Annotated in this window: 18 protein-coding genes; 8 read left to right on the top strand and 10 right to left on the bottom strand. The window is 73.4% G+C overall.

Annotated elements, in window-relative coordinates:
* Nucleotide 1 precedes the first annotated feature (1 nt).
* A complete protein-coding gene (locus OHA86_RS15805) occupies nucleotides 2–799 on the top strand; it encodes a hypothetical protein (RefSeq protein WP_329175959.1) in 798 nt (265 codons plus the stop codon).
* A 42-nt stretch (nucleotides 800–841) separates the two neighbouring features.
* Here the strand turns inward: OHA86_RS15805 and OHA86_RS15800 are convergent, their stop codons facing one another.
* The 6 genes from OHA86_RS15800 to OHA86_RS15775 all read right to left on the bottom strand — a co-directional run bounded on the left by OHA86_RS15800 (nucleotide 842) and on the right by OHA86_RS15775 (nucleotide 6,045).
* Entirely contained in the window at nucleotides 842–1,861 is a 1,020-nt protein-coding gene (locus OHA86_RS15800) for a helix-turn-helix transcriptional regulator (RefSeq protein WP_329175957.1), read from the bottom strand.
* Between the two features lie 14 nt (nucleotides 1,862–1,875).
* Nucleotides 1,876–2,937, bottom strand: coding sequence for a helix-turn-helix transcriptional regulator (locus OHA86_RS15795; RefSeq protein WP_329175955.1), 1,062 nt, complete (start codon nucleotides 2,935–2,937; stop codon nucleotides 1,876–1,878).
* A 303-nt stretch (nucleotides 2,938–3,240) separates the two neighbouring features.
* Nucleotides 3,241–3,696, bottom strand: a complete 456-nt coding sequence (locus OHA86_RS15790) for a tellurite resistance TerB family protein (protein ID WP_329175953.1) — start codon at nucleotides 3,694–3,696, stop codon at nucleotides 3,241–3,243.
* A 95-nt stretch (nucleotides 3,697–3,791) separates the two neighbouring features.
* Nucleotides 3,792–4,784 (bottom strand): zinc-binding dehydrogenase, encoded by a 993-nt coding sequence (locus OHA86_RS15785; protein ID WP_329175952.1) that lies wholly within the window; start codon nucleotides 4,782–4,784, stop codon nucleotides 3,792–3,794.
* Between the two features lie 117 nt (nucleotides 4,785–4,901).
* A complete protein-coding gene (locus tag OHA86_RS15780; RefSeq protein WP_329175951.1) occupies nucleotides 4,902–5,390 on the bottom strand; it encodes a hypothetical protein in 489 nt (162 codons plus the stop codon).
* Between the two features lie 79 nt (nucleotides 5,391–5,469).
* Complete coding sequence (locus OHA86_RS15775; RefSeq protein ID WP_329175950.1) at nucleotides 5,470–6,045, bottom strand: TerD family protein; 576 nt, start codon at nucleotides 6,043–6,045, stop codon at nucleotides 5,470–5,472.
* A gap of 140 nt (nucleotides 6,046–6,185) precedes the next feature.
* Here OHA86_RS15775 and arfB point away from each other — a divergent pair, with 140 nt between their 5' ends.
* Nucleotides 6,186–6,614 (top strand): alternative ribosome rescue aminoacyl-tRNA hydrolase ArfB, encoded by a 429-nt coding sequence (gene arfB, locus OHA86_RS15770; RefSeq protein WP_329175949.1) that lies wholly within the window; start codon nucleotides 6,186–6,188, stop codon nucleotides 6,612–6,614.
* A 67-nt stretch (nucleotides 6,615–6,681) separates the two neighbouring features.
* Here the strand turns inward: arfB and OHA86_RS15765 are convergent, their stop codons facing one another.
* Entirely contained in the window at nucleotides 6,682–7,194 is a 513-nt protein-coding gene (locus tag OHA86_RS15765; RefSeq protein WP_329175947.1) for a flavin reductase family protein, read from the bottom strand.
* A gap of 309 nt (nucleotides 7,195–7,503) precedes the next feature.
* Between OHA86_RS15765 and cdgB the strand changes: the two genes are divergently transcribed.
* Nucleotides 7,504–9,162 carry a diguanylate cyclase CdgB gene (cdgB, locus tag OHA86_RS15760; RefSeq protein WP_329175944.1) on the top strand — a complete coding sequence of 553 codons (1,659 nt, stop codon included), beginning with the start codon at nucleotides 7,504–7,506 and terminating at the stop codon, nucleotides 9,160–9,162.
* A gap of 432 nt (nucleotides 9,163–9,594) precedes the next feature.
* On the opposite strand, the gene OHA86_RS15755 is transcribed toward cdgB, so the two are convergent.
* Nucleotides 9,595–10,566 (bottom strand): quinone oxidoreductase family protein, encoded by a 972-nt coding sequence (locus OHA86_RS15755; protein WP_329175943.1) that lies wholly within the window; start codon nucleotides 10,564–10,566, stop codon nucleotides 9,595–9,597.
* Nucleotides 10,567–10,676: 110 nt separating this feature from the next.
* Between OHA86_RS15755 and OHA86_RS15750 the strand changes: the two genes are divergently transcribed.
* On the top strand, nucleotides 10,677–11,066 hold the full coding sequence (locus OHA86_RS15750; protein WP_329175941.1) for an ArsR/SmtB family transcription factor: 390 nt from the start codon (nucleotides 10,677–10,679) through the stop codon (nucleotides 11,064–11,066).
* Between the two features lie 9 nt (nucleotides 11,067–11,075).
* Here the strand turns inward: OHA86_RS15750 and OHA86_RS15745 are convergent, their stop codons facing one another.
* Both OHA86_RS15745 and OHA86_RS15740 read right to left on the bottom strand, forming a co-directional pair.
* Nucleotides 11,076–11,765 carry a response regulator transcription factor gene (locus tag OHA86_RS15745; protein WP_329175939.1) on the bottom strand — a complete coding sequence of 230 codons (690 nt, stop codon included), beginning with the start codon at nucleotides 11,763–11,765 and terminating at the stop codon, nucleotides 11,076–11,078.
* 36 nt (nucleotides 11,766–11,801) lie between these two features.
* A complete protein-coding gene (locus OHA86_RS15740) occupies nucleotides 11,802–13,007 on the bottom strand; it encodes a sensor histidine kinase (protein ID WP_329182425.1) in 1,206 nt (401 codons plus the stop codon).
* Nucleotides 13,008–13,697: 690 nt separating this feature from the next.
* On the opposite strand from OHA86_RS15740, the gene OHA86_RS15735 reads away from it, so the two are divergent.
* From OHA86_RS15735 to nadC, 4 genes are read left to right on the top strand one after another with little or no spacing between them, the layout of a single operon-like run.
* On the top strand, nucleotides 13,698–14,606 hold the full coding sequence (locus OHA86_RS15735; protein WP_329175936.1) for a Rossmann-like and DUF2520 domain-containing protein: 909 nt from the start codon (nucleotides 13,698–13,700) through the stop codon (nucleotides 14,604–14,606).
* A complete protein-coding gene (panC, locus tag OHA86_RS15730; RefSeq protein WP_329175935.1) occupies nucleotides 14,603–15,448 on the top strand; it encodes a pantoate--beta-alanine ligase in 846 nt (281 codons plus the stop codon). The genes OHA86_RS15735 and panC overlap by 4 nt, the downstream gene beginning before the upstream one ends.
* A complete protein-coding gene (locus tag OHA86_RS15725) occupies nucleotides 15,445–17,232 on the top strand; it encodes an L-aspartate oxidase (protein ID WP_329175933.1) in 1,788 nt (595 codons plus the stop codon). Before panC ends, OHA86_RS15725 begins: the two co-directional genes overlap by 4 nt.
* A gap of 51 nt (nucleotides 17,233–17,283) precedes the next feature.
* On the top strand, nucleotides 17,284–18,324 hold the full coding sequence (gene nadC, locus OHA86_RS15720) for a carboxylating nicotinate-nucleotide diphosphorylase (protein ID WP_329175931.1): 1,041 nt from the start codon (nucleotides 17,284–17,286) through the stop codon (nucleotides 18,322–18,324).
* Nucleotides 18,325–18,326 lie beyond the last annotated feature (2 nt).

Here is an 18,326-nt window from a genome sequence, read left to right as displayed (position 1 = left end):
GGTGACCGGGCCGCAAAGGAGCGAGGCCCTACCCGCGCCGGGTGGCACCGGGCCCGAGCGGCTGCTCCCGGTGGCCGTGCCCGTCATCCCGCCCGCCACCTCGCACTGGTCGGGCGACTGGTTCGGGCCGCCGCCGCGCGAGGGCGTGGGCGGCGCCGTCCCCCCGGTGAGCGTCGCCGTCCTGCCCGGCGGCACCGTGCACACCTGGGGCACCGTCATGTCGCAGGCCCGCGACCTCGCCGACGGCACGCACCCGGCCTGGTCGGCGGCGGCCTGGCAGGCCCGCGAGAACGGGCGGCCCACCCGGGTCGCCGTGGGCTATCCCGACGGCCGCGTGGAGGCCTTCCTGGTGGCCGCGGACGGCACGGCGCACCCGGTCGACGGCGCCCTGCTGCCGGTGCCCGCCCGGCGCACTCCCGACCCCTGCTGGGGCGACCCGGCGGGAATGCCGCACAAGGTGTGCGCGGCCGGGCCGGGACCCGGGGCGACAGCGGCGGCCGAGGCGGCGGCGCGCGACGCCGCGCTGGACGGCGACTGGGACGCGGCCACGCACTTCTACACCGTCGCCGCCGCCCGGCTGCACGGCGAGGGTTCGGCCGGCGCCGACCGGGTGGCGCGGCTGGCGGTGTCGGCGTGGCTGCGCACCGGCTCGCGGCCGTATTCGGCGACGCTCGGCTTCGCCCTGGTGCACCTGCTGATCTCGACCTTCCCGGGGCTGCCGGGGTCGATCGCCGCGCTGCTGCGGCGGCTGGCCGACCACCTGCCCGCGGCGGGCCGGCCGCCCGCCGCCGACCGGTGACCGGGGCCGGCCGCCGCCGCGCGCCGCGCGCGGGGACCGGCGTCACAAACTGGTGAACAGCCCGGCGAATTCCGCGTCGTTGGCGAGTTTCAGGCCCGCCTCGAAGCGGCTCGCGGCATGGACCCTTTCCATCAGCTTGGAAATCGCCCGCTGCACGGTGCGGCGGTGGACGCTGAGTTTGCGGGCGATCTGGTCGTCGCTCAGCCCGTCGGCCATCAGCCGGATGATCGCCCGGTCCTGGGCGGTGACCTCGCTGTGGCCGCCGCCGTCGTGCTGGGGGCCGTCGAGCATCGTCGCGCGCAGCCAGAAGTCCTCGTAGAGCGCCACGTACGACTTCACCAGGACCGCGCCGATGACCACCGCGAGCGAATTGCCCGGGTCCTCGGGGTCGGCGGCGAGCAGCGCGGTGTGCCGGTCGAAGATCAGCAGGTCGTAGGGCGCGTGGTCGAGCAGCCGCACCTCCACGCCCGCGGCCGTCATGTCCTGGAGATAGCGCACGTACTTCGGGGTGTGCAGGCACGAGCGCGGGTAGATCGCCCGCACCCGTACCCCGCGCGCCAGCATCTCCCGGTCCCGGCCGAGCGAGGACTCCAGGATGTGCATCGGCGGCATCGGCCCCGGGTGCATCGAGTCGCAGCAGATCAGCATCGACTCGTGCAGGTCGATCATCATCTGCTTCTTGTACGCGTCGCCGCCGAGGAAGCGCACCGCGACGTCCGCCGCGTCCTCCTGCGCGACGGCGGGCTGGTACACCGTCATCAGCGACCGCAGCACCTGCTGCATCTCCCGCACATCGCGCTGGTGTTCCACGGCGGCGGCCTGATACGCGTCCATCGCCCCGACGATCGCCGTGTGCGGCTCCACCGGTTTGACCGTGCCGCCGTCCTTCGCCCGCACCAGGCCGAGCTGCTCCAGCCAGCGCCAGCCGCCGGCCGCCCGCACCTCGTCAAGTCCCGCGGCCGCCCGCAGTTCCTCGGCCGACGCCCCGCCGTTCCTGCGCAGCTCCTGGTAGAGCGCGAGCGCGGCCTCTTCGTCCCGGCCGCCGCCGGTGTCGGGAAGCACCGTGTCCGTCCCCCTCACTGCACCGCGAAGGTCGTGGCGAACTCCGCGTCGTTGGCGAGCTTCAGGCCCGCCTCGAACCGGCTGGTGGCGTTCAGCCGTTCCATCAGCTTGGCGACCGCCCGCTGGACCGTGCGCCGGTGCACCCCCAGCTTGCGGGCGATCTGGTCGTCGCTGAGCCCGGAGGCCATCAGCCGGATGATGACCCGCTCCTGCGTGGTGATCTCGGTGTCCTCGGCATTGGTCGCGGACGCCCGCGCCAGCGTCTGGCCGCGCAGCCAGCAGTCCTCGTAGACCGCCAGGTAGGACCGCATCAGGGCGGCGCCGCGGATCACGATGACCGCCTCCGAGGGGCGCTCGGGGTCGGCGGCGAGCACGGCGGCGTCCCGGTCGAAGGTGAGCATGTCGAAGGGCGCGTGGTCGACCAGCCGCACCTCCACCCCCGCGTCCGCCAGATCGTGCAGATAGCGGGCGTACTTGGGGGAGTGCAGGCACGAGATCGGGTAGATCGCCCGGCTGCGGATGCCGCGGGCCATGATCGTGCGGTCGTGCTCCAGCGACGCTTCGAGGACCTCGATCGCCGGCATCGGCCCCGGGTGCATCGAGCCGCACGACTCGCGGGCCGCGTCGGTCAGGTCGAGCCGGGTGCGCTGCTTGCGCCGCGACCCGGTGATGAACTCCACCGCGACCTCGCTGGTCTCGCGCTGCACCGCGGGCCGGTAGACGGTGAGCAGCGCCTCGGTCACCCGCTGCAGCCGCACCCCGCTGCGCAACTGCTCGGCCGCGTTGGCCTGGTAGCCGTCCATGGCCCGGGCCAGCGCGGCATCCGGGTCGACGGCCTCGGCCACGCCGTCGCGCACCTGGATCAGGCCCAGTTCGTGCAGCCGGCGCCAGCCGCGGACGACGTGCGCGTCATCGAGGTCGGCGGCGGAATAGAGGTCCTCCCGCGGGATGCCGTCCTTCGTCCGCAGCGCCTCGTACAGCGCGAGCGCCGTGTCCTCGTCCCGCTGGGTGCTGACTCCGCCCGACGTGCCCGCTGACCCGGTCGGGCACGCCCCCTCACTCGGTACGGGAAGCATCTGCCTTCCTCCATAGGTGATCCGGCGGTCACTCGGATACCGGAGGGCGCCCCGTACGCCCGAGGTTCCCCGAAAACCTCAAGTATCTGTGCCTGCCACAGAGTGTCACGACGCAAGTATTACCCGCGAACGGAGCAGAACGTACCGGGTATCGGCAACGTGCGGCCGGCATGTGACAGATGCTGTTCCGATCGCCGGCCATATCGTGCCGGACCGGCCCCGGGTACGACGATGCCCGGGGCGCGGGGCGTCCCGGGCATGCGCTTCCCGCCGGTGCGGCCGATCGGACGGACCGGCGAGGGGTCAGAGGTCGAACTCCTGCGGGTTGAGGCCCACCGCGTAGCACGCCTCGCGCACCACGGCCTGCTCGGTCTTGTCGAAGTCGCCGTCGGCGCCGCCGATGACGATGCCGATCTGGATGACCGCGCGGGCCTCGGTCGGCTTCTTCTGCACCTTGGCGATCTCCTGGAGGATCGCCACCTTGCCGAAGGCGAAGTCGGCGGTCAGCTTGCCGAGGTAGTCCTCGAAACGGCGCTGGAGGTCCAGGGCCGGGAAATTCTGCAGCACCTCGTTGGTGCCGATCAGCGCGGCCACCCGCTGCCGCTCCGCCGGGTCGATGGACCCGTCGGCGGCGGCGACCAGCGCGCACATCGCCATGCTGGCGTCCCGGAAGGCGCCGCTCTTCAGGTCGTTCTTCTTGGCATTGAGCTGCGTCTGCATATTGCTCGCGGACTCTTTGAAGCGGTCCCACAGGGCCATCGGGGGTCTCCTCGCACAGGCGGTCGTTACGTTCCGAGAACTCTCCGGGAGCGTAAAGGAGTTCCCAAGCCGACCGGAACGCCCCCCGCCGCGGGTCAGGTGACCAGCACCACCTTGCCCATCGTGCCCCGCGACTCCAGCGCCCGGTGCGCCGCCGCCGCGTCCGCCAGCGGGTAGGTCTGCACGGCCGGTACGAGGCTCCCGTCCGCCGCCGCGGCCAGTGCCTCGGCCTCCAGCTCCCGCAGCGCCCGCGGGCTGCCGGTGAGCTTCCCGAGCGCCGGTCCCACCAGGGTGCGCGACTCCACCCCGAGCGCGTCCAGCTCCCCCGCCCCGAATTCGGCGGGGCCGCCCGCCGCCCACCCGTACACCAGGTGCCGCCCGCCCGGCGCCAGCAGCCGTACCGCCTCCCGGGCCGGCTCGCCGCCGACCGCGTCGAAGACCACCGTCGCCGGCCGCTCGGCCCCCAGCGCCCGCCGTACGGTCCCGGTCCAGTCCGGCTCCCGGTAGTCCACGGCCAGGTCCGCGCCCAGCGCCCGTACCCGCTCGGCCTTGCCGGGGCCGCCCGCCGCCCCGACGACGCTCGCGCCGAGGCGTACCGCGTACTGCACCAGCAGGGTGCCGATGCCGCCGGCCGCGGCGAGGACCACGGCGGTGTCGTCGGGTCCCAGCGCCGACAGCCGCAGGACGCCCATCGTCGTACGCCCGGTGCCGATCATCGCGACGGCGGCCGGGAGGTCCAGCCCGTCGGGTACGGCGTGCAGCCGGGCGGTGTCGGCCACCGCCAGCCCGGCGTAACCGCCGGGCACCGTCCCGAGGTGGGTGACCACCCGCCGCCCCAGCCACTGCGGGTCGGCGCCGGGGCCGAGCGCGTCCACCGTCCCGGCGACCTCACGCCCCGGAACGGTCGGCAGGTCGGGCAGCGCCATCGGCCCGCCGTACTTCCCCGCGCGCAGCATCGTGTCCACCAGGTGCACCCCGGCCGCGCCGACCGCGATCCGCACCTGCCCGGGACCAGGCACGGGGTCGGCGACCTCCTCGTACCGCAGATTCTCCGGCGGTCCGAAGGCGTGCAGTCGTACGGCATACATGGCGGGGCCTCCCGGGCTGACGGCAATGCCCCCACCCAACAGCGCCGGGGGGTCCCGCGGGCAATCGGCGATTCGACCTAGTCCCCGCGCCCTACCCGCCCCCCGGCCCGTGGCGCCTCAGACCCGCGGGAAGCGGAAGAGCAGGTCCCACACCACCGGGTTGCGCCCCAGGCCCTCGTGCATGTCGCTGAGGTCGGCGACCACGTCGTGCAGGAAGTCCCGTGCCTCGCGGCGCAGTTCGGCGTGGCGCACGGGAAGCGGCGGCTCGTACGGCAGCCAGTCCGCGGTCACCTCCACGAAGCCGAAGCGGCGGACGAAGCGCAGCCGGTCGGTGGACTCGGTGAAGTCCAGCTCGGCGTGCTGCGGCCGGGACGCCCGGCCGCCCGCCGGGTCGCGGTCCAGCCGCTCGGCGATGTCGCACAGCGCCCACGCGAAGTCCAGCACCGGCACCCAGCCCCAGGCGGTGGACAGCTCCCGCTCGCCCTCGGCCAGATAGACGTCGCCGCAGAAGAGGTCGTGCCGCAGTGCCCGTACGTCCGCCGTGCGGTAGTCGGTCTGCGGCGGGTCGGGGAAGCGTCGGGAAAGGGCGTAGCCGAGGTCGATCACCCGGCGATCGTCCCAGATTGTACGAAGGCCCCGCGAAGGCCGTCCACGGGCCTTCGCGGGGCCGGCCGCCGTACAGGCGTCAGAGCGAGACGCCGAAGTCCGTGGCGATGCCCACCAGGCCGGACGCGTAGCCCTGGCCGACCGCGCGGAACTTCCACTCGGCCCCATTGCGGTACAGCTCGCCGAAGACCATCGCGGTCTCGGTGGCGGCGTCCTCGCTGAGGTCGTAACGGGCGATCTCGGCGCCGCCCGCCTGGTTGATGATGCGGATGTACGCGTTCCGCACCTGGCCGAAGTTCTGGCTGCGGGTCTCGGCGTCGTAGATGGACACCGGGAAGACGATCTTCTCGATGTCGGCCGGCAGGCCGGCCAGGTTGACGTTGATGGACTCGTCGTCGCCCTCGCCCTCGCCGGTGCGGTTGTCACCGGTGTGCACGATGGTCTGGTCGGGCGTCTGCTTGTTGTTGAAGAAGACGAAGTGGCCGTCGGAGTAGACCTTGCCGCCCGCGTTGACCGCGATGGCGCTCGCGTCGAGGTCGAAGTCCGTGCCGGTGGTGGTACGGACGTCCCAGCCGAGGCCGACCGTCACTGCCGTCAGTCCGGGCGCCTCTTTGGTCAGCGAGACGTTGCCGCCCTTGGACAGGCTTACCGCCATGGGAAGTCCCCTTATGTCTGGTCGTAGATGTTGGCGTCGAAACTACCGTCATCCCCCTGAACGCGGACCGGCGCTGCCGTGGTTCCGCATTCCGGGTAAATCCCGTGACTGCGGGGCGGTCGGCGCGGGATCATAGGGGCATGTCCGGGCCACTGATCATCCGCGGTTCCGTCTCCGTGCCGGAGGCGGAGCTCCAGTGGCGTTTCTCCCGCTCGTCGGGACCGGGCGGCCAGCACGTGAACACCACGGACAGCCAGGTCGAGCTGCGCTTCGACCTCGGCGCGACCGAGGCGCTGCCGCCGGTGTGGAAGCGCAGGGCGCTGGAGCGCCTCGAAGGGCGGCTGGTCGGCGGTGTGATCGCCGTTCGGGCGTCCGAGCACCGTTCCCAGTGGCGCAACCGCGAGGCCGCGGCGGCGCGGCTGGCCGCGCTCCTGGCCGAGGCGACGGCGCCGCCGCCGAAGGTGCGGCGGCCGACGAAGATCCCGCGCGGCATCAATGAGCGGCGGCTCCGGGGCAAGAAGCGCCGCAGCGAGACCAAGCGCGGGCGCAGCGGCGGCAGCTGGGACTAGCCCCGGGCTTGTCCCGGGCGCGCGGGCCGGTGCGGAGCCGGTGCGCGGGAGGCGGTCGCGCGCCGGGCTAGCGCAGGAAGCGGTAGCGGCCGCGGAAGTACGTCAGCGGTCCGCCGTCGGCGCTGGGGGTGCGGGCGGCGATCACCCGGGCCACCACGAGCACATGGTCGCCGGCCGGCACGCGCTGCGCGGTCTCGCACTCCAGTATCGACAGGGCGCCGCCCAGGATCGGGGCGCCGGAGTGCTCGCCGCGGTAGTAGGAGATGTCCTCGAAGAGCAGCCGGTCGCTGATCCGCCCGCGCAGCGCGAACCGCCCGGCGATGTGCCGCTGGCTCTCGCTGAGCACGGAGGCGGCCCAGCGGGGCTGCCGTTCGAGCAGCTCGTCCATCCGGGACCCGGTCCGGATGCTCACCAGCACCATCGGCGGTTCGAGGGAGACGGACATGAAGGCGGTCGCGGTCATGCCGACGTCCTCGCCGCGCGGCCCGTCGTCCGGGTCGTGCGCGGTGATGAGGACGACGCCCGCGCTCAGGCGGGTCATCGCGGCGCGGAAGGCATCGGTGTCGACGGTCTGGGCCATGGTGCTCCCAGGATGCCGGTCTGGTGAAGTGTGAAGCACGTCAATCACGTTACGGGTCGGTATGAGGATGCGGATAGGGCTGTGTCCGCTGTCATATCCGGACCTCTTCCTCAGCCCAGAGCTGAACCCTCCGTATTCACGCGCTTACCGGATGATGTGACTTGAGTCACAAGCAGCAGTAATTGTTGACCCTGTGTACCGACGGCACAGCTCGCTGTGATTCAGTGGCCGGTGTAAACCGGTGCCACCGGTGTCATCGGATGTATCGCAAAGATCACGGGAGTTGCTGTCGAGGGCGCGGAGAGGGGCATGGATACCGAGTCGGAGCCGTATGTCCGCCTCGCGACCTTGCGTCAGCTGCACCAGGTCGTGGCGGACCTCAACACCGCACGCAGTCTTGCCGACACCCTGCAGGCCGTCGCCGACGGGGTGATCAAAGGGCTGGGCTACGACTTGGCGGCCGTCAACCTCGTACGGCCCGACGGCGACCTGGTGGTGGCGGCGTTCGCCGGCAGCACGGCGGGCGAGGCGCTGCTGTCCGGCAAGGTCGGCCCGCGCGCGTCCTGGGAGCGGCGGCTCACCATGGGGCAGCGCTGGGGCTCGCTGCGCTTCATCCCGCACACCGAGGGCTGGGTCCTCATCGACGACGACGTGCCGCAGTGGCACACCGAGGGCCCGCTGCCGCGCTTCCCCGACGAATGGCACCCCGGCGACCGCCTCTACGCCCCCATGCAGTCCTCGCAGAGCGGCGGCGGCGAACTCATCGGCGTGATATCCGTCGACCGCCCCTCCAGTGGCCGCCACCCCGGCCCGTGGGGCTGCGAGGCGCTCCAGATGTACGCCTTCCAGGCCGGCATCGCGATCAGCAACGCCCGGCTGCGCGCCAACATGCAGCGCGCCCTGGTCCGGCTGGAGCGCGACCAGCAGGCGCTGCGGGCCAGCGAGGAGAGCTTCCGGCAGGCCTTCGAGTACGCGCCCAGCGGTATGGCCATCGCCGAGATGGGCGGCGACCAGCACGGCAAGCTGCTGCGGGCCAACGACGCGCTGTGCCGCCTGCTGGGGCGTACCGCCTCGGTCATGCGGCGCTACTCCTTCTCCGACCTCGTCCACCCCGAGGACGTCGGCCTGCTGCTGCGCACCTCGGCGGAAGGCGGCCGGGCCGAACTGCGGCTCGCCCGCCGCGACGGCACCTACGTCTGGGTCTCGCTGCGCAATTCCGTGGTCGCCGACACCACCGACGGGCCGCGCTTCCTGCTCACCCACGTCGAGGACATCGAGGAGCGCAAGGGCCGCGAGCTGCAGCTCGCCCACCGCGCCAGCCACGACTCGCTCACCGGCCTGCCCAACAGCGCGGAGCTGCGCGCCCGGCTGTCCTCCCGGCTCTGTTCCCGCCCCCAGGACAAGGACGCGGCGGCCCTGGCCGCGGAGGTGCAGGGACCCGACGAATTCGCCTTCAGCTACGGCTACGGGCCCGAGGAACTGGCCGCGCCGCTCGGCGCGATCGGCTACGACTCGCACATCCACTCGGTCGCGCCCGACGAGAAGGACGCGGCGCCGGGCAAGGGGCTCGCCGTCCTCTTCTGCGACCTGGACGGCTTCAAGTCCATCAACGACCGCTTCGGCCACCACACGGGTGACGCCGTCCTCATCGAGGTCGCCCGCCGGCTCACCGGCGCGGTCCGCGACGGCGACACCGTCGCCCGGCTGGGCGGCGACGAATTCGTCGTCCTGGCCGACGGGCTCGCCCCCGCGGACGCGGCCGACCTCGCGGTGCGGCTGCGGAACGCGATCATTCCGCCCATCCGGGTGGACGGCCGCGCGGTGCGCGTCGGCGCGAGCTTCGGCATCGGCTGGGCCGGGTGCGGGATGACGGCGGAGGAAGTGCTGCACTCGGCGGATCAGCGGATGTACATCGAGAAGCGCAGCCGGTCGGCTTCCGCCCGCCCCAACCACCGCCGCGCCGGCTGATCCTCAGCCTCAGCCGGCCCCTCCCCGCACCCGGGGGTGATCGCCCCTTGCGGTGGCGCTGCTTCTTTCCCACCGCCGCGGTTCCCCGCGCTCCTGATCACTGCCCTCCGCGGCGCAGGAACCGAGCCCCGCGGGGGCGCGGGGAACTGCGCGGCCAGCCGAAGCGCACCGCACGTGCGACGCGCCACGGCAAGTGGCACCCACCTGGGGGCGCGGGGAACTGCGCGAACGACGCACCCTAGGTGCGAGAAGGCCACCGCACGTGGCAACGCCGAAGGGGCGCTGGGGGTACCCCCGGGCGAAGCTCTGGGGGCGGAACTGCGAGACGAGCCCCGGCGGGCCGCGGGCGACAGGCCACCGCACGTGGCAATCCCGAAGGGGCGCGGGCCGCGGCGCCGGGAAAGGGGCGAGGCCACCGCGAGCGGCACCCCCTTACCTCCGGAGGAGAAGCTTGCCGGTCGTCGTCCGGGACTCCACCAGCCGGTGCGCCGCCGCCGCGTCCGCGAGGGCGAATTCCGCGGTGACCGGCAGCTCGACGCCCCCCTCGCTCACCGCCTGGAACGCCGCCCCGGCCAACTGCCGCAGGCGCCGCGGGTCGGCCGCGGCGAGCCCCATCAGGGAGAAGCCGGAGACGCTGAGCCCGGTCGGGTAGACGTCGGCGGGGCTGATCTGCCAGGGCGCGGCGGAGCCGGAGTTGCCGAAGGAGACCAGCCGCCCGAAGCGGGCCGTGACGGCGAGCGTACGGCGGAAGTTGTCGCCGCCGATCGGCTCCAGCGCGATGTCCACGCCCCGCCCTCCCGTGACGGCCTGCACCTCGGTGTCGAAGCTCTCCGCCAGGAACACCTGGTCGTAGCCGGACTTGAGCGCGTGCGGCGCCTTGTCGAGGCTGGAGACGACACCGTAGACGGCGCTGGCCCCGCCGAGCCTGGCGAGCTGGCCGGCCACCGTGCCGACGCCGCCGGCCGCGCTGTGCACGAGGACGGTGTCGCCCTCGCGCAGCCGCGCGATGTCGTGCAGCAGGGCGTAGGCCGTGGGCAGCACACTCGGCAGCGTCGCGGCGGTGCGCAGGTCGAGACCCTTGGGCACGGGGAAGGTCGTGGCGGCGGGGGCCACGGCTATCTCCGAGTAGCCGCCGCCGGGCATGAAGGAGGTGACCTCCTGGCCGGGAACGAACGCGGTGACGTCCTCGCCGACCGCCAGGACCCGCCCGGAGACCTCGAGTCCCGGGCGGAAGGGCAGCGCGTCCACGCGGTAGCCCTCGGCTCTGGCCAGGACATCGGCGAAGTTGATGCCCGCGTAGGCGACGTCGATGGTGACCTCGCCAGGTCCCGGTGCGGGCTCCGGCAGGTCCACCAGGTGCAGCACCTCGGGTCCGCCGAGCTCCTCGAAGATCATTGCGCGCATGGCGCTTCCCCCTAGCTGTTCAATGAAAAGCGAACACCGGTGAGTGTATGGTTCTGGTCGAACACTCGGCAACCCGGATCTGATTCCGTTCGTACCCACGGGAGGACGTCATGACCGCACCGCGGACGCGCCGGGCGGCCCCGGACCACATCCATCCGGAGGACGTACCCCTTCTGGCCGCGCTTAGTGCTCTCGCCGACCCCGTACGTCTGCTGCTGGTACGCGAGTTGGCCGGATCGGCCGACTGGGAGCGCGCCTGCGGGTCCTTCGACGTACCGGTCGGCAAGGCGGCGCTCAGCCACCACTTCGCCACGCTGCGGGCCGCGGGCCTGGTCGAGCAGCGCGACGCGGGGCCGAAACGGCTCAACCGGCTGCGCAGGGCCGAATTCGACGCGCGCTTCCCCGGACTGCTGGATGTGGCCCTGCGGCCTGACCCGGACCCGGACCCGGACCCGGACCCGGACCCCGAGCCCGAGCCCGAGCCCGAGCCCGAGCCGTAGCGGCCCCGCTCAGAGGCCGCCGCCGCCCGCCCTGACCAGGCCGGACTCGTAGGCCAGCACCACCGCCTGCACCCGGTCGCGCAGATCCAGCTTGGTCAGGATCCGGCCCACATGCGTCTTCACCGTGGCCTCGGACAGCACCAGCTTGCGGGCGATCTCGCCGTTCGACAGGCCCTGCGCCACCAGCAGCAGCACCTCGCGCTCGCGGTCGGTGAGCTTGTCCAGCTCCCGGTGCCGCGGCTCGGAGCCCGCTGCGGGCAGCATCGGGGTGAACCGGTCGAGCAGCCGCCGGGTCGTACTCGGCGCGACGACCGCGTCACCGCTGTGCACCGCCCGGATCGCGCCCAGCAGTTCGTCCGGCGGCACGTCCTTGAGCATGAAACCGGCCGCCCCCGCCCGCAGCGCGGCGAACGCGTACTCGTCCAGGTCGAAGGTGGTCAGTATCAGCACCCGCGGGCCGCCGTCGTCCCGGCCGCGCTCACCGCCGCAGATCCGGCGGGTCGCCTCGACGCCGTCCATCCGCGGCATCCGCACATCCATCAGCACCACGTCCACCCGGGTGGCGCGCAGCACCTCGAGCGCCTCGGCGCCGTCGCCCGCCTCGGCGACGACCTCCATGTCCGGCTGCGCGGCCAGCACCATACGGAAGCCGGTACGCAGCAGCACCTGGTCGTCCACCAGCATGACGCGGATCGCCATCGGATCCCTCTCCTGTTTCGTCCTGCCCGGCCGCTGTCAGCGGCCGGTACGCAGCGGCAGCACCGCGCTGATGCGGAAACCGCCGCCCGGGCGCGGCCCGGCGTCCAGCGTGCCGCCGACCATGCCGATCCGCTCCCGCATGCCGATCAGGCCCTGCCCGAGCCCGTCCCTGCCGCCCTGCTCGTACAGCTCCTCGGGCCCGCCCCGCCCGTCGTCCTCGATCAGCAGGTCGAGCGCCGCGTCCCCGAACCCCAGCAGGACGCTGGCGCTCGCCCCGTCCCCGCCGTGCTTGCGGACATTCGTCAGCGCCTCCTGCACGATGCGGTACGCCGTCAGCTCGACGCCGCTCGACAGCGGCCTGGCCTGGCCGGCCACCTCGAACCGCACCGGCAGCCCGGCCCCGCGCACCTGGTCGATCAGATCCGCCAGCTGGTCCACCCCGGGCTGCGGCACGTACTCCCCGCCCGCGTCGTCCCCCGCCCGCAGCAGCCCCAGCAGCCGGCGCATCTCGGCGAGCGCCTGGCGGCCGGTGCTGGAGATCGTCGAGAGCGCCTGCTTGGCCTGGTCGGGCGCGACATCCAGCACATATGCGGCGCCGTCCGCCTGCACCACCATGACCGACACATTGTGCGCCACGACATCGTGCAGCTCCCGCGCGATGCGCGCCCGCTCCGCGGCCACCGCCGCCTTCGACTGCGCCTCCCGCTCCCGGTGCAGCCGTTCCGCCCGCTCCTCCAGCTGTGCGTAATACGCCCGCCGGGTGCGCAAACGGTCGCCGATCACCCACGCCAGGGCGAAGATCACCGTCAGGAAGAAGGTCTGGAGCAGCGTCGTCCAGATCGTCGAATACTGGTCGTGCGGCGGCCACCGCACCATGGCGACGGGCGTCGCCAGCAGCCCGGCGGTCAGCGCCAGCCGGGACGACCAGCGGGCGCCGTTCGACGCGCACGTGTAGATGATCACCAGCATCGCGGCGTCGCCGGGATTGGGCGCCCGCACGTCCAGCGCGAGCTGGGCCACGCCTGCGCCGATCGCCAGCAGCAGCATCCGCTCCGGGCTGCGCCGCCGCAGCGCCACGACGGCGGCGAGTGCGAGCGACACCGGGACGACGGCGGCGCGGGTCACCACCGAAGGGAAGTCGTCCGCGGCGATCCATACCGCGCACACCGCGAGCAGGACGACGGCCCAGAAGCTGTCGACCCACGTCGGGTGCTTGCGGAAGAATTCGTAGACGCGCTGCACATAGCCCAGCGTAGGTACCGCATCGCGTCCCGGGGTCAGCCCCGGGAGCGATCTCCCCATACGCCCCAGGGTGGACACCCACCCCCGGCTCTGAGGGTGCCCGCCCCCCAGAGCCGGCCGTAACGACCCCTTTGCGGCCCTCCCAGCCGCAGTTCCCCGCGCCCCTGAAAACGCCCGCCCGCTGCGGAAGAGGAACCGCGCCCTGTCAGGAGACGCCGGGGACACCCCCGGGCGAAGCTCTGGGGGGCGGACTGCGCGCCCCAGCCGAGACGCCGCGGCCGACAAGTACGCGCCGCAAGTGGCACCCACCTGGGGGCGCGGGGAACTGCGCGGGCAACCACGACGCACCGTACGTGTGAAGCGCCACCGCAAGTGGCACCCACCCGGGGGCGCGGGGAACTGCGCGCTCAGCGGAGACGGCGCGGCCGACAAGTACGCGCCGCAGGGCGCACCCACCTGGGGGCGCGGGGAACTGCGCGGGCAACCACGACGCACCGCATGTGTGAAGCGCCACCGCAAGTGGCACCCACCTGGGGGCGCGGGGAACTGCGCGGCCCGCCGAAGCGCACCGCAAGGTGCGAAGGCCCACCGCGAGGGGCAAGCACGCAGGGGCCCGGGCCCCACCCCGGAGCGCACCGCGAAGGAGTTCGCGTACGATTGACGAGAAGTGACCCCACAGCGGGAGGCGTAATGGTGGAGGAACGGCCCGGCCGTCTGACCGTAGGCGTCGTGGGAGCCGGGCGGGTGGGACCCGCCCTGGCCGCTGCCCTGGGGATGGCCGGGCACCGCCCCGTCGCCGCCTCGGGCGTGTCGGAGGCGTCCAGGCGCCGCGCCGAGGTCCTGCTGCCCGGCGTACCAATGATGGAGCCGGGCCAGGTGATGGCCGCGGCCGACCTCGTCCTGCTGACCGTCCCGGACGACGCGCTGCCCGCCCTCGTCGTCGGCCTCGCGGAGACCGGCGCCGTACGCCCGGGGCAGCTGCTCGTGCACACCTCGGGGCGGTACGGCACCGCCGTGCTGGACCCGGCGCTGCGCGCGGGCGCGCTGCCGCTGGCGCTGCACCCGGCGATGACGTTCTCCGGCAGCCCGGTGGATGTGCAGCGGCTGGCCGGCTGCTCGTTCGGGGTGACCGCGCCGGGGGAACTGCGGCTGGCGGCCGAGGCGCTGGTCATCGAGATGGGCGGCGAGCCCGAGTGGGTGGAGGAGCAGGCCCGCCCGCTCTACCACGCGGCGCTGGCGATCGGCGCGAACCACCTGGTGACGCTGGTGGCCCAGGCCAGGGACCTGCTGTCGGCGGCGGGCGTCGCCGAGCCCGGCCGGATGCTCGGCCCGCTGCTGGGCGCGGCCCTGGACAACGCGCTGCGGGCCGGTGACGGCGCCCTGACGGGACCGGTGGCCCGCGGCGACGCGGGCACGGTCGCCGCCCACCTGCGCGAGCTGCGCGAGCACGCACCCGAGACGGTGCCCTCCTACGTGGCGATGGCCCGCGCGACCGCCGACCGCGCCCTGGCCAACGGCATGCTCAAGGCCGAGTACGCGGAGGCGCTGCTCGGCGCGCTGTCCGACGAGCCCACCCAACGAGACGGGGGCACCGCATGACCGAGGTTGTCCATCACGCCAAGGACCTGGCACCGGCCGGGGCGGTCGTGATGACGATGGGGGCGCTGCACGAGGGGCACGCCTCACTGATCCGGGAGGCCCGTGCACAGGCCGGCACCAGTCCGGTCACCGTGACGGTCTTCGTCAATCCGCTCCAGTTCGGGCCGAACGAGGACCTGGCCCGCTACCCGCGCACCCTCGACGCGGACGTCGAGATCGCCGCACGGGCCGGCGCCGACGTGGTCTTCGCCCCGGACGTGGACGAGGTCTACCCCGGCGGCCAACCCCAGGTGCGGATCGCCGCCGGGCCGATGGGGGAGCGGTTCGAGGGGGCGTCGCGCCCCGGGCATTTCGACGGGATGCTGACGGTGGTGGCGAAGCTGCTGCATCTGACCTGGCCCGCGCGGGCGGTCTTCGGGCAGAAGGACGCGCAGCAGCTCGCCCTGATCCGTCGCATGGTGACGGATCTGAATTTCCCGGTGGACATCGTGGCGGCCCCGACCGTGCGCGAGCCGGACGGCCTGGCGATGTCCAGCCGCAACCGCTATCTGTCGGACCTGGAGCGGGAGTCCGCCCGCGAGCTGTCCAGGGCCCTTTTCACCGGCCGTGAGGCCGCCCCCCGCGGCCCGGCCGCGGCAGTACGCGCGGCCAGGGTGATCCTGGACCACGCGGCCTCGCTGGACCCGCCCGTCGCCGTCGACTACTGCGCCCTGATCGACCCCGCGGACTTCACCGAAGCCGCGCCGGACCACACAGGCCCCGCCGTGCTCGCCGTGGCCGCGAAGATCGGTGCCACCCGGCTGATCGACAACATCCCGCTGGAATTCGGAGCCGCGCAATGAACGCATCTGGAGCCGGCAGCAGCACCGGCATACGCCTGCACGCCCCCGCGCCCGGCTGGGCGATCAGCGCCGACGTGGTCGTGGTCGGATCGGGCGTGGCAGGACTGACCGTGGCGCTGCGCTGCGCCGCCGCGGGCGCCAAGGTCATCGTGGTGACCAAGGCGCATCTGGACGACGGGTCGACGCGCTGGGCGCAGGGCGGCATCGCCGCGGCCCTGGGCGACGGCGACACCCCTGAGCAGCATCTGGACGACACCCTGGTCGCGGGCGCGGGACTGTGCGACGAGGAGGCGGTCCGCACCCTGGTGGTCGAGGGCCCCGACGCCTTGCGGCGGCTGATCGCCACCGGCGCCCGCTTCGACACCGACCCGGCCAGCGGCGAGATCCTGCTGACCCGCGAGGGCGGCCATCACCGGAGCCGTATCGCGCACGCGGGCGGCGACGCGACGGGCGCGGAAGTCTCCCGCGCCCTGATCGACGCGGTAAGGGCCGCGGGCAGTGCCCGGGACGGCGGCCCGAACCTGGAGCTGATCGAGAACGCGCTGGTCCTCGATCTGCTGAACGACGCCGAGGGCCGCACCGCGGGCGTCACCTTGCACGTGATGGGCCAGGGCCGCCGCGACGGTGTCGGCGCGGTCCACGCGCGGGCCGTGGTGCTGGCCACCGGCGGCATGGGCCAGGTCTTCTCCGCGACCACCAATCCCGCGGTGTCGACCGGCGACGGCGTGGCCCTGGCGCTGCGGGCGGGCGCCGAGGTCAGCGACATCGAATTCGTGCAGTTCCACCCGACCGTGCTGTGGCTCGGCCCGGACGCGGAGGGCCAGCAGCCGCTGGTGTCGGAGGCGGTGCGCGGCGAGGGCGCGCATCTGGTCGACGCCGACGGTGTCCGCTTCATGGTCGGGCAGCACGAGCTGGCCGAACTGGCGCCGCGCGACATCGTCGCCAAGGGCATCACGCGGCGGATGCAGGAGACCGGCGCGCAGCACATGTACCTGGACGGCCGGCACTTCGGCCCGGCGATGTGGGCCGAGCGCTTCCCGACCATCCTGGCCGCCTGCCGCGCGCACGGCATCGACCCGGTGACCGGGCTGATCCCGGTGGCCCCCGCGGCGCACTACGCCTCCGGCGGCGTCCGCACCGACCTGTACGGGCGCACGACGGTGCCCGGCCTCTACGCGTGCGGCGAGGTCGCCTGCACCGGGGTGCACGGCGCCAACCGGCTGGCGTCCAATTCGCTGCTCGAGGGCCTGGTCTACGCCGAGCGCATCGCCGCCGACGTGCTGGCCGACCGCAGCGGGCCGCCCGCGGCGCCGGTGGTCCCCGAGCCGGGCGGCTCCCCGCTGCTGGCCTCCGAGGCCCGTTTCGAGGTGCAGCGCATCATGACCGCGGGCGCGGGGGTGCTGCGCAGCGCGGAGTCCCTGACGGTGGCGGCGGGCGCGCTGGAGCGGCTACACACCGCGGCGGTGGAGGCGTACGACAGGGAAGGCAAGACGGCCGAGCCTTGCGTGGAGACGTGGGAGTCCACCAATCTGAGTCTGGTCGCCCGCGTCCTGGTCGCCGCCGCCCGGCGCCGCGAGGAGACCAGGGGCTGCCACTGGCGCGAGGACCGGCCGGACCGCGACGACCACGGCTGGCGGCGGCACCTCGTCGTACGCCTCACCCCGCACCGCACGCTCGACGTCCGCACCACGCAGGGCCCGGACTTCCCGCCGGTCCGCTCCGCGCGGGCGGCGGCCGTCGTCGGGGATGATGGGGCGGGGGACGTACGGGCCGCGCGCCCGTAGCCCCCGCCCGGTACCCCGTACCGCCCCGGCACCGCCTCAAAAGGAGCACCAGTGACCAGCCCCGACCGCCCGCAGCCCGTCGCCCTCCCGCTGCCGCAGTTCGGCCCGCCGGACGAGGCGAGCGGCGGTGGCGGCTGCGGGGACGGCTGCGGCTGCGGCGCGGACGGGCAGTACGGGGAGGAGTACGGGATCGACCCGCTGGAGTGCGGCCTCGACCCCGACCTGGCCGGGCTGATCGCCGACGCCGGCCTCGACCCGATCCAGGTCGAGGACATCGCGCACATGGCCATCGAGGAGGACCTCGACCAGGGCGTGGACATCACCACGGTCGCGACTGTGCCCGAGGAGGCCCTCGCGGTCGGCGACTTCACCGCCCGCGAGGCCGGTACGGTCGCGGGCCTGCGGGTCGCGGAGGCGGTGCTGTCGGTGGTGTGCACCGACGAGTTCGAGGTCGAGCGGCACGTGGAGGACGGCGACCGGGTCGCGGCGGGCCAGAAGCTGCTGACCGTACGCACCAGGACCCGCGACCTGCTGACCGCCGAGCGCAGCGCGCTCAACCTGCTGTGCCGGCTGTCCGGCATCGCGACCGCCACCCGCGCCTGGGCGGACCTGCTGGAGGGCACCAGGGCGCAGGTGCGCGACACCCGCAAGACCACCCCGGGCCTGCGGGCGCTGGAGAAGTACGCGGTGCGCTGCGGCGGCGGCGCCAACCACCGCATGTCGCTGTCGGACGCGGCCCTGGTCAAGGACAACCACGTGGTGGCCGCCGGCGGTGTCGCCCAGGCCTTCAAGCTGGTGCGGGAGGAATTCCCCGAGGTGCCGATCGAGGTCGAGGTCGACACCCTGCACCAGGTGCGCGAGGTGCTGGACGCCGGCGCCGACCTGATCCTGCTGGACAACTTCACCCCGGCCGAGACCGCGGAGGCCGTCGCCATTGTCGGCGGCCGGGCCTTCCTGGAGTCCTCGGGCCGGCTCACCCTGGAGACCGCCCGCGCCTATGCGGAGACCGGCGTCAACTTCCTGGCGGTGGGCGCGCTGACGCACTCCTCGCCGATCCTGGACATCGGTCTCGACCTGCGAGCGGAAGCGTAGAG

This window comes from Streptomyces sp. NBC_01477 (genome assembly GCF_036227245.1).
Lineage (GTDB): Bacteria > Actinomycetota > Actinomycetes > Streptomycetales > Streptomycetaceae > Actinacidiphila.
The sequence above is the reverse complement of the archived record's forward strand: the minus strand, read 5'-3'. Positions and strand labels throughout refer to the sequence as shown.

Coding starts and splice junctions, on each gene's coding strand:
- OHA86_RS15795 (WP_329175955.1), bottom strand. CDS start 2,937: ATGCTTCCCGTACCGAGTGAGGGGGCGTGCCCGACCGGGTCAGCGGGC.
- OHA86_RS15790 (WP_329175953.1), bottom strand. CDS start 3,696: ATGGCCCTGTGGGACCGCTTCAAAGAGTCCGCGAGCAATATGCAGACG.
- OHA86_RS15785 (WP_329175952.1), bottom strand. CDS start 4,784: ATGTATGCCGTACGACTGCACGCCTTCGGACCGCCGGAGAATCTGCGG.
- OHA86_RS15775 (WP_329175950.1), bottom strand. CDS start 6,045: ATGGCGGTAAGCCTGTCCAAGGGCGGCAACGTCTCGCTGACCAAAGAG.
- arfB (WP_329175949.1), top strand. CDS start 6,186: ATGTCCGGGCCACTGATCATCCGCGGTTCCGTCTCCGTGCCGGAGGCG.
- OHA86_RS15765 (WP_329175947.1), bottom strand. CDS start 7,194: ATGGCCCAGACCGTCGACACCGATGCCTTCCGCGCCGCGATGACCCGC.
- cdgB (WP_329175944.1), top strand. CDS start 7,504: ATGGATACCGAGTCGGAGCCGTATGTCCGCCTCGCGACCTTGCGTCAG.
- OHA86_RS15755 (WP_329175943.1), bottom strand. CDS start 10,566: ATGCGCGCAATGATCTTCGAGGAGCTCGGCGGACCCGAGGTGCTGCAC.
- OHA86_RS15750 (WP_329175941.1), top strand. CDS start 10,677: ATGACCGCACCGCGGACGCGCCGGGCGGCCCCGGACCACATCCATCCG.
- OHA86_RS15745 (WP_329175939.1), bottom strand. CDS start 11,765: ATGGCGATCCGCGTCATGCTGGTGGACGACCAGGTGCTGCTGCGTACC.
- OHA86_RS15735 (WP_329175936.1), top strand. CDS start 13,698: ATGGTGGAGGAACGGCCCGGCCGTCTGACCGTAGGCGTCGTGGGAGCC.
- panC (WP_329175935.1), top strand. CDS start 14,603: ATGACCGAGGTTGTCCATCACGCCAAGGACCTGGCACCGGCCGGGGCG.
- OHA86_RS15725 (WP_329175933.1), top strand. CDS start 15,445: ATGAACGCATCTGGAGCCGGCAGCAGCACCGGCATACGCCTGCACGCC.